Genomic DNA, 3,182 nt, shown 5'->3' on the forward strand with positions numbered 1-3,182 from the left:
GGCGGACGGGATCAAAGATGCGGCGTGCGACTACGGGATCGAAATCATCGGCGGCGATACGATCGGCAATGTCAAGCTGGATATTTCGGTGACGATCGTCTCTGAAACGGACGGAAGAACGCTGACGCGCCAAGGGCTTAAAAACGGTGACATCCTTGCCTATACCGGGCGTATCGGGACATCGGCCAGAGAACTGCGGTATTTGATGGCAGGGGGAAAAGTGCATTCGAAAAGCCGTTTTGTCCGCCCGCGACTACGGCAGCGGTTCATCCAAAAAACGGGGCGGCATCTGCGCTGCGGGATGGACATTTCCGACGGACTGTTCAGCGATTTGGGGAAACTCTCCAAAGCCAATGCAAAAGGGATCGCATTTACGAAAAAAATTCCCAAACCGCTCGGCTGTAGCGGGGAAGAGTATGAGATGCTTATTGCCTTTCCTCCCGGCAAAGCCCGCACAATCCGACGGCTTGCCGCGTTGACCCGTACCCCTTTGCGGATTGTCGGACGGGCCAAAAGAGGCAAATTCACAAACCGCTGCAAAGCACACCATTTTTAGGAGTTTCATGGAACGACAATATTATTTACCCCACAGCCCGATCGAGTTTCATTTCCGCCAGTCTCCCCGTGATTTTGTGGTCGACGAAATCCCGCTTTATCCGTTCAGCGGGGACGGAGAACACCTTGTGCTTCATGTACGTAAAAAGAACCTCTCCACCTGGCAGATGGTCGATATCTTCAGCAACCATCTGGGGATCAAAGGGCGCGATATCGGGTATGCCGGGCTTAAAGACAAAAACGCCCAGACCAAGCAATACATCTCGCTTCCGCGCAAATACGAGGAAGTATTGGAACGCTTCGAGCACGAAGGGATCAAGATTCTGGGGAAAACGTACCATAACAATAAAATCCGGGTCGGCCATCTCAAAGGCAACCGCTTCTTTATCCGTCTCAAAAAAGTGACCCCCATAGCGGCGGCCAAAATCGGCGAAGCGCTCAAAGCGATCAAGAGTCACGGAATGCCCAACTACTTCGGTTTCCAGCGTTTCGGTCTGGACGGCGAGAATTACAAGAAAGGGAAAGCGATTCTGGAAGGGAGCCTCAAAGAACGGAACAAGAAACTTGCCCAGTTTTACGTCAATTCCTACCAGAGCTATCTGTTTAACGATTGGCTCAGCCGCCGGATCGAAATCTCCAAACTGGTCGAAGGATTCGACCTCGAGCAGCTCCCTTCCATCCTGTCATTGCCGAAAGAGGAGTGCGTCTCGATGAAGTCGCAAAAACACCCCTTCAAGCTGATTCACGGTGACGTGATGATGCATTATCCGTATGGACGGATATTTCATTATGTCGAAGAGGCTGAGACGGAGCGTTTCAATGCCCGCGATATTTCGGTGAGCGGTTTGCTCAGCGGCAAGCGTGCTACCCGTGCCGAAGGATTGGCCGGCGAGATCGAAAAAAATTACGACTGCATCAGTAGCGGAATCGACGGCGCGCGGCGCTACGGATGGATTTTCCCCGAAGAGATCGAAGGGGAATACAAAGAACAGGAAGCCTGGTATGAGCTTCATTTTACTCTACCAAAAGGGTGCTACGCGACTGTATTGATCGAAGAGATCGCCAAACGTGCCATTCAAACCGACGAAGATCAGGAGTAAATTTGAAACGACATTACACATCCGCATTATCACAGGCTTTCGGAAAACTCGCTTCCAAAGAGCATTCGCCCAAAGTGCAGAAGATCATTAATACGACGTATGTCCGCATGATGGGGCTGGACATGAGCGAGTTCGAATCGCCTGAAAGCTATTCGACGCTTAATGCTCTTTTTACCCGAAAATTTACAACCATGCGGCCTTTTTCCCATGATCCCAAATGCATGATCAGCCCGTGCGATTCGCTGATCACCGAATGCGGAACGATCCATCAGAATCTCGCACTTCAGATCAAGGGGATGAGTTATTCGGTCGATGGCGTGCTGGGAGAAAGTATCGGTGCTGAGGCCAAAAAGGCGGTACATGACGGAGTATTCGTTAATTTTTACCTCTCCCCGCGCGATTATCATCGATACCATGCCCCGATCGATATGACAGTACTGAGTGCTACCCATATCCCCGGCAAACTCTATCCGGTTAATATCCCTTCGCTGAAAAAACAGGTCGATCTGTTTATCGAAAACGAACGGGTTGTTCTGGAATGTCTCAGTAACGAAGGGAAACGTTTCTTTCTGATTCTGGTAGGAGCACTGAATGTCGGAAAAATGGAAGTAGGATTTGAACCGCGTATCGATACGAATACCGTGCTGACGCCGAGCCATTATGCGTATGCCGATCTGCAGCTCAAAAAAGGGGACGATTTCGGATGTTTCCAAATGGGATCGACGATCGTAATGCTCTGCGAGCCGGGGATGATCGACTTGGGTGTTGCCGCCGGAGAGAACGTCAAATTCGCGCAAACGATCGCGACGATTACGTCCTGAAAAGAATGTTCAGACGAATCTGAAGATGTTCGTCTTCCTGAAAAATGTCGATCGAACTGTCGACGGGGGGATGAAGTTTGCTCAGAACTCCCTGCAACGAGTGAAAGACGTGCATGAATTTTGGGTACATCGGCGAAGTGATATGGTCGATATGACCGTTTTTGATGATTTTCGCGATAGAGGTGATGCCGCTGTAATAGACGGTTTTGTTGAGTGATCGCGTAGTACGGTAATTGCGCAGCATTTCGATGTTTTTGATCAGCACGTCCCGCTCTTCTTCGCAAAGGAGCTTGTTGGAGTGAGCCCGTTCGATCTCTTCGTCGATTTCGGCATTGACGATCCGCCGGCGTTCGAGGACATCCTCTTCGAGCGAAGGGTTGAGGGATTGGATGATTGAAAGGATCAGCTCGTTGTCCAGCGGTCTTCCGGAGGTCATGTAAATATAGCGTTTTTCGCCGATATATTCATGATTCAGAGCCTGAATCAATTCGGCGACGATACTGAGATAAACGAACTTATCTTCTTTGTTGAGATCAAAATTGATCCCATGAGAAGAGATCAGGGGCTTCGGACCCGTATACTGAAGACGCATGAAGGTGTTCCTGTCTATTAGTAAGTGTACAATTTGCGAATATTGTACCTAATTAGACGTTGAAACGGAAATGCATGATATCACCGTCCTGGACGATGTATTCTTTTCCTTCAA

General features: G+C 49.7%; 5 protein-coding genes. 3 read left to right on the forward strand and 2 right to left on the reverse strand.

All coding sequences use genetic code 11. The annotated features are described in order from the left end of the window. From JU82_RS05915 to JU82_RS05925, 3 genes are all read left to right on the forward strand, one after another. The coding region (locus JU82_RS05915; protein WP_037947940.1) for a thiamine-phosphate kinase at positions 1-556 on the forward strand (556 nt) is incomplete at its 5' end. Between the two features lie 7 nt (positions 557-563). Beyond that, positions 564-1,655: a tRNA pseudouridine(13) synthase TruD gene (gene truD, locus JU82_RS05920; RefSeq protein ID WP_037947945.1), complete on the forward strand. Its 1,092-nt coding sequence runs from the start codon at positions 564-566 to the stop codon at positions 1,653-1,655. A gap of 2 nt (positions 1,656-1,657) precedes the next feature. Beyond that, on the forward strand, positions 1,658-2,476 hold the full coding sequence (locus JU82_RS05925; RefSeq protein ID WP_037947948.1) for a phosphatidylserine decarboxylase: 819 nt from the start codon (positions 1,658-1,660) through the stop codon (positions 2,474-2,476). Here the strand turns inward: JU82_RS05925 and JU82_RS05930 are convergent. Then, a complete protein-coding gene (locus JU82_RS05930; RefSeq protein ID WP_037947951.1) occupies positions 2,466-3,068 on the reverse strand; it encodes a hypothetical protein in 603 nt (200 codons plus the stop codon). The genes JU82_RS05925 and JU82_RS05930 overlap by 11 nt on opposite strands. Before the next feature lie 52 nt (positions 3,069-3,120). Continuing rightward, on the reverse strand, positions 3,121-3,182 hold a 62-nt coding region (locus JU82_RS12215), incomplete at its 5' end, for a DUF933 domain-containing protein (RefSeq protein WP_366921369.1).

It is taken from the genome of Sulfuricurvum sp. MLSB (assembly GCF_000747095.1).
GTDB lineage: Bacteria > Campylobacterota > Campylobacteria > Campylobacterales > Sulfurimonadaceae > Sulfuricurvum.

Coding starts and splice junctions, on each gene's coding strand:
- JU82_RS05930 (WP_037947951.1), bottom strand. CDS start 3,068: ATGCGTCTTCAGTATACGGGTCCGAAGCCCCTGATCTCTTCTCATGGG.
- truD (WP_037947945.1), top strand. CDS start 564: ATGGAACGACAATATTATTTACCCCACAGCCCGATCGAGTTTCATTTC.